This is a genomic window from Synechococcus sp. CCY9201 (genome assembly GCF_034931105.1).
Classification (GTDB): domain Bacteria; phylum Cyanobacteriota; class Cyanobacteriia; order PCC-6307; family Cyanobiaceae; genus CBW1002.
Map to the genome: position 1 here is coordinate 1 of NZ_JAYGIC010000178.1, position 6,618 is coordinate 6,618.

The following is a 6,618-nucleotide window of genomic DNA, read 5'->3' on the forward strand; positions in this document are numbered from 1 at the left end:
GCAGCGACCGGGAATTCGCAAGGGCCCGCAACTGCTGAGCTTCGTCCTCGCTGAGGACCAGCGGAGGCATCGGACGACCAAGCGCCACAGGGCACCTCGGGTGACACCCCTGATTTTAGCTGTTATTTCCAGGACGGGACACTAGGTCGTGTAATCGGCGTTGATCGATGCGTCAGAGAAAAACCCTGTCCCCGACTGGGGTTTGACAGTCTAGAGTCTTGACACCATTTTGACACTTGGGGGGCAAAACTCAGTCCCCTCGGTGGTGTTGACACCTCCTTGACACCAAAACCCCTGGATGGCGAGTCACGAACGAGTCCTGGATCGGATTGACCTGCAGGGGGGAAGGAGGAACAACGCGTATGTGTATCGAGACCCCCAGAAGGGTGGCAAGTGGCACCTGCACTTCCTGAACAGGGAGACGAACCAGAAACATCGGTTTGGCCCCCTAGTGGATGGGTCAGACCGAGCGGACTTCTTTCCTGACGCAGGGGGCCCTCAGCAAAGAAGACAGAAAAATCTGGTGCGTCATCGAAGTACCATCAGAGAACACCAAGACAGGTCGATGGTAAGAACTCAGCGCACCCGTCATAGCACATCTGGAGCGACTGAAAAAAGATCACCTCCCCAACCCACAAGACTATCTGTTGTTTCTGAACCAGTCAACAGGAAAACCCCTGAGCAGCAGGATTTGGAGAGATGGACTCCTGGAGATGTTGGTCGAGGCAGGACTGGCAACCTGGGCACCTGATGACTCGAACAACCAACGGAAGGCAGTGATCAAATCAGCAAAACTCCTGACCTGGTACTCGTTCCGTCACACCTGGATCACCTTCGCACTGGACAGGGGAGTTCCGATTGCAACCGTCTGCAATAACTGTGACACCTCAATCGAGTACATCCAGCAGCACTACTTCCACTACGACGCAAAGCGAGCGACTGGAGCACTGGCGACGGGGAGGAAGAGTCTCAAAGCAGCAGAAGGACAGAGACCAAAAAATTAATCTCTATCACTAAGAGCAAGAGACGGAAAGATCACGAACCAATTTTATCCACCAGTGCGACAGCGGCAAGTTTGACATCCTTGCGAGACATCAGATGCATCATCACATCCTGATCACGAAGGATATTGGGAGTAGAAACAATCTCAAAGACATACTTTTGGTAGGCATCACGAAAATCCACAAAGACAGAATCAAAGACAGCAAAGTCGCGGAGACCGTCTCTGCATTTCAGCATGAACAGTGTTTTCCGAAGAGTCTGACCATTGTTTATCTCCTTTGCAGTGAACGATTTCAGACCTGACCAGCGCTGACTTCCTATCCTAGATGGAAAACCCATCTCGTTGGACTGGATCACACGCAGTTTCGGAGCGACCATGGATGATTGGTTCCAAACCAAAGAAGGATTGAGACTTCTTCGCAATCCTCCAGTCTTTGTCCTGAACAAAACATGTAATGCCCTCCTAATACTATTGCTGACTTGAAGAGATTCGTGCATAAAACCAAGGAAATTCTCAAATCAAAGACCTGCTGAGGAAGCGAGGGAATCCAGACAGGTCTAGAATAATTCCCTAATCAGGTCATTCTCCTCAGCATTGCAACCGGCGTCAATATCGTGTAAGTTGATCACTAGACGTTTTCTTGGCATCTGCAGATGACCATAACTCAAAAAAATACAAGCAGCACAGAATGTGATCCGCGGATAAGGCATCTCATAAAAGAATTGCGAAATAGAAGAGGAGTCAAAGAGAACTGGAAAGAACTAGACAAGATACTTTGCGACGAAATAGACCTACTAGTAAAAAACACCAACCTTCGATGGTTGATCTCCATATGCGACACAATTGTCGATCACGACAAAACCGAAAGAAGATTCATGGCGCTATCAATCACGACCTTCGTAAATACCTTTAGAATCGCAGAGATGGTTAAACTCACCCGGGCAAAATCTATAGAAAAAGTCGACGAGATAGATTTTTACGAGTTGTACGAGGGAATCACCACATTCAGCGTCAAAAAACAGGATACTTTTTTAAATCTTTCTAGAAGAATGAAGTGGACAATAAGGAAAGATCTGTTAATGACTCGCATCTGGGATGAAGTTGTCAACAGGATTCACGCTTCCGATAACGTTATGCGCGAATTTATCGCATCTTCGGATTTTCCTGAAAGATATATTCCCGCAAACCCCGAAGGTCTCAAAGACAATTATGGTCTTACATACGAGGACTTATATCCTGATCTTGACGTTAGTAAAAGTTAAATTAGCGGGAGTTCAACTCATTTCTTGAAATCCTTCTCAGTATCCGACAAGACCTTTGACTCTAATCCTTTCTTGTACCTCTTGTCCTTCTTCTGAAGTTCCTTGAGTATCTCGTACTCAACCTTAGTGAGTCGAATGGCTCCTGGCTGCGTCAGAAGCACAAGCATCTACGCGGACACCGTGGACGAAGCCTGCGGCTGTTGAGCAAAGTCTCTCAGCAGAATCCACAGTTATTTGTCCATTGGCAGATTCTTGGTCACGCAACGGTTGGGTGACAAGAGCCGGATGACGCGAGAGTGTCACGTCCGGTTCTGTGAGCGCCTGCGGGGGAAGTTCCTGTGGGCGACTCGACAATTCTTCATTGGATTAGAAGCGTTCCAGTTTTCAGTACCGTTTGATCCGTCGATGATGGTTGATTTCCGGAAGCGCCTGCCGGAGTCAGTGATCAACGACTGCAACGAACGGATCGTGCGCCATGGACTGAATGTGATCCAGGCCGCAGATGCCGACGATGATCAAGGTGCAGACAAAGGTGGCGATTCTTCCACGGGACATGGCAGCAATGATCACACGTCTACGCCATCGGCCAACCAAGGCACACTCTTGATTGACGCCACATGCGCACCGGTTGACATCCGCTATCTGACTGATGTATCTCTGCTCAATGAAGCCAGAGAAGTTACAGAAAAACTGATTGATGCGATGCATCCGCCGATCAGAGAGGCGTTTGGCCAGAAGCCACGTACGCATCGAAAGAAAGCCCGTCAGCAGCTTTTGACAGTGGCAAAGAAGAAGCGCCCTCGCATCAGCAAGATTCGAAGAGCGATCAAGCAGCAGCTCGGCCATCTTCAACGGAATCTTGGCAGTATTGATGCCCTGATCGCTTGCGGTGCTTGCCTTTTGGCCGCAGGAAGACACTGGTATCACAAACTCTTGGTGGTCAGCGAGCTGGTTCGCCAGCAGAAGATTCTCTACCACTCAGACAGCAGAAGCATCCCTAATCGGATCGTGAGCATCTTCCAAGCTCACATCAGGCCCATAGTTCGTGGCAAAGCCAGATGCAATGTCGAATTCGGAGCCAAGATCTAAATTTCAGTTACGGGTGATGGATTCACTTGCCTGGATCGCCTGAGCTACGAACCCTACAACGAAGGAGAAGACCTAAAGGCTCAGGCAAGAGTCTATCGCCGTCGTCATGGTCATTATCCAGAAGTGATCTGTGCCGATCAGATCTATCGGACTCGAGCGAACCGTGCTTTCTGTCAGCGTCATGGGATTCGCCTGAGTGGACCTCGCCTTGGTCGGCCCAAGAGTGATCCTGAGCTTGTGGCAGAAGAGAAGAGACAGTTTCTTGATGATCAACGGCAACGTAACGCGGTTGAAGGCAAAATCGGACAGGGGAAGCGGCGATTTGGATTGGGTTTGATTCGTGAGAAGCTGGCTGCCACCCAAGGATCAGCCATTGCATTGGCTGTACTGGTAATGAACCTCGAGAAGCTGATGGAGCTTCTTTTTGTCCTTTTTGCCTTCTTGTTTCAGCTGCTGATCGGCACTGAATCCCTCCGAAGAGGCGAGGAGCGACTCCTGAGCAATCAATCGGCTGCAGCCTGACCAACAGTCAGAGGTCAGCCGGCCCTCCCCATATTGTTGCCCTGGGGCTGGTTCTTACTTTCTCAGGAGGCCCGACATAGATCCCCTTGGTCTGGAGATCGGAGAGACGGTTGATCACCTCCACCCTGTGATCGTCCCAGTCGGTCAAGTTTGGAGACCACCAGTTCGTCCCCCTCTTGCCGCGACTCCAGGCACCGTCGCAACTGGGGTCGTTTCTCCAGGGGTGCACGGGAGGACACCTTCTCGGCAAACACCTCCTGGCATCCAGCGGACCCCAGTTCAGTCACCTGGGCGTCGGTGTCCTGGTGCGTGGTGGAGCAGCGTGAGTACCCGATGGAACGGGTCATCAGTCAGAACCCTTGGCGTTTGCGAACAAAGGAACCGTACACAGTTTCTGATACGGGCAAACCGACTGGCGTGCGGCGTTTCAAAGCGTCCTGGCAACCCTTCGGTTTATGGACGGGACGGAGGAGGCAACTGAATCCATGTGATAATAAGAGTTTGCTGAAAAAGTCCCGAGGCCGTCATGCCTTAAGCCTTACCTTTGGGCGCAGCGCCCGTGAACACTGGGCTCGAAGTCAGGCGTTCCCGGGCTGAATGGTCCTTGACGGGGTTTTTCAGCAAACTCATAAAAAAAGCATTTGAATGCCATGTCTATTTTCAGTGAACTTCGCCAACTCTATAAAGATGGCAAGAACATAAGCACTTACTTAAAAGAGAATCCAGATATTGCAGCCAAGAATGGTCTTTCTGCGTCAGATGCAATTGCTATCAGTTACGACCTTCAAGCGGGTTCATACGTGCATGGATTCTATTCAAATTACAAAAGGTCGCAGGATTTCAATCGCTATGTTATCCAGCAGTTAGAATCTGCCCATGTGCTAACGGAAACTGTTTCAAAAAAGACAGGGTCATTGCATGTGACTTCGGGACTGGTGAGGCGACTAACTATAATTCACTCCTAAATCTTCTTCCCGCAGAAGCAAGAAACAAGATTGATGCCTACGGCATGGATATCTCACTATCAAGAATTGATGTCGCAAGAAACTTCTCGGAAATTGAAGCAGAATCAATTATGCCCGAATTTTTTTCTTGGCGACCTAAGGCAACTTCCCTTGATTGACAATTTTATTGATATAGCATTCACAATGCACGCAATTGAACCAAATGGAGGAGCGGAAAAGGGAATATTGAGCGAACTAATTAGAGTCGCTAAACATTACATTGTGCTGGCAGAACCAATTCATGAAACTGCTACTCCCGAACAAAAAAAACGGATGGAACACTATGGATATATCCAGAAACTAAGAACCGAACTCTATGCAAATAATCAAGTTGACGTCATTAGCGAATCCTTGGTTCCAGAAGAACTCTGTGGCAATACGCTGAATCGCACAACAATCTTTATTGCGAAGAAAAAGGGTCGTATTGAAAATGACAACGAAAAAAATGGTCACATTTTTGCATGTCCCATTAGTCGCGCCAAAGTTCTTCGCAGGAATGGTTTCTGGTTGAGCGATGAAGGTTCATGCTATCCCGAAGTCAACGGCATTCCAGTATTAAGAAGCAAATATGCACTACCTTATTATCAGCAGTCAAAGTTTTCGGACAAATATTAGCGAGAATGCATCAGGAAAACGGCAACGATGGCGGAGAGAAGGTGCGTAACAAGTGACACATCGGTGACACAGTCAAAACACCCTCCTCAAAACCCTTGCCACTACTGCATTTTCAATTACGTCGTGTAATCGGCGTTGATGCGCACGTACTGGTCGGAGAGATCGCAGCCCCAGGCGCAGCCCTGGCCGGGACCCTCGCCCACCACCAGGCGGATCAGCACCGTGTCGCCGCCGGGTCCAGGCCCGCCGAGATAACTGCCGGCGGCGCGATCCTTCAGATACTGCGAAGCGGCCGGGCGATCGAAGGCCAGGGGCTGTCCGGCCGCCATCAATTGGTGCTCCCCCAGCCAGAGGGCCACCGCCTCCGGATCGAAAGCCACGCCGGCGCGGCCCGCCGCTGCCACGATCCGGCCCCAGTTGGGGTCGCGGCCGTGCACGGCGCACTTCACCAGCGACGAGCCGCAGATGGTGCGGGCCATGGCGCGGGCGCCGGCCTCATCGGCTGCCCCCTCTACCCGCACCTCGATCAGGCAGGTGGCGCCCTCGCCGTCGCGGGCGATGGCGCGGGCCAGGTGTTGCGACACCGCCGTCAGGCCGGCCTCCAGCGCGTCGAAGTGCTCGGGGCTCAAGGGCTCGCCGGCTGCAAACGCCAGGTAGGTGTCGTTGGTGCTGGTGTCGCCGTCCACCGTGATCGCATTGAAGGAGCGATCCACCGCCCGCCGCACCATCGCTTGCCACAGCTCGGCGGGCACACCGGCATCGCAGGTGAGGGTGCCCAGCATCGTGGCCATGTCGGGGTGGATCATCCCCGAGCCCTTGGCCATGCCGCCGAGGCGCACCCGCCGGCCGCCCAGATCCGCCTCCAGGGCCAGTTGTTTGTCGATCAGATCCGTGGTGAGGATCGCCGTGGCGGCAGCGGCGCCGCCCTCGGGGCTGAGCGCGGCCACCAGCGGATCGAGGCCCGCCACCAGGGTGTCCATCGGGATCGGCACGCCGATCACACCGGTGGAGCAGATCAGCACCTCCTCGGCCGCCAGGCCCAGCCGATCGGCCACCGCCTGGGTGGCCCGCAGGCTGTCGATCAGGCCGCGATCGCCGGTGCAGGCATTGGCCTGGCCGGAGT

The 6,618-nt window shown here is 52.3% G+C and carries 5 protein-coding genes and 1 pseudogene; 3 read left to right on the forward strand and 3 right to left on the reverse strand.

Annotated features, from left to right (window positions below):
- Nucleotides 1-1,035 precede the first annotated feature (1,035 nt).
- Nucleotides 1,036-1,380 carry a hypothetical protein gene (locus VB716_RS17275; protein ID WP_323271144.1) on the reverse strand — a complete coding sequence of 115 codons (345 nt, stop codon included), beginning with the start codon at nt 1,378-1,380 and terminating at the stop codon, nt 1,036-1,038.
- Nucleotides 1,381-1,656: 276 nt separating this feature from the next.
- Between VB716_RS17275 and VB716_RS17280 the strand changes: the two genes are divergently transcribed.
- On the forward strand, nt 1,657-2,265 hold the full coding sequence (locus VB716_RS17280; protein ID WP_323271146.1) for a hypothetical protein: 609 nt from the start codon (nt 1,657-1,659) through the stop codon (nt 2,263-2,265).
- 585 nt (nt 2,266-2,850) lie between these two features.
- Nucleotides 2,851-3,793, forward strand: a pseudogene (locus VB716_RS17285) (transposase); the annotation flags it as partial.
- Nucleotides 3,794-3,938: 145 nt separating this feature from the next.
- Here VB716_RS17285 and VB716_RS17555 read toward each other — a convergent pair.
- Nucleotides 3,939-4,223: a recombinase family protein gene (locus VB716_RS17555; RefSeq protein WP_416238136.1), complete on the reverse strand. Its 285-nt coding sequence runs from the start codon at nt 4,221-4,223 to the stop codon at nt 3,939-3,941.
- A gap of 711 nt (nt 4,224-4,934) precedes the next feature.
- Here VB716_RS17555 and VB716_RS17290 point away from each other — a divergent pair.
- Complete coding sequence (locus tag VB716_RS17290; RefSeq protein WP_323271147.1) at nt 4,935-5,495, forward strand: hypothetical protein; 561 nt, start codon at nt 4,935-4,937, stop codon at nt 5,493-5,495.
- Nucleotides 5,496-5,611: 116 nt separating this feature from the next.
- Here the strand turns inward: VB716_RS17290 and argJ are convergent.
- A partial coding sequence (argJ, locus tag VB716_RS17295; RefSeq protein WP_323271148.1) for a bifunctional glutamate N-acetyltransferase/amino-acid acetyltransferase ArgJ occupies nt 5,612-6,618 on the reverse strand: 1,007 nt, incomplete at its 5' end.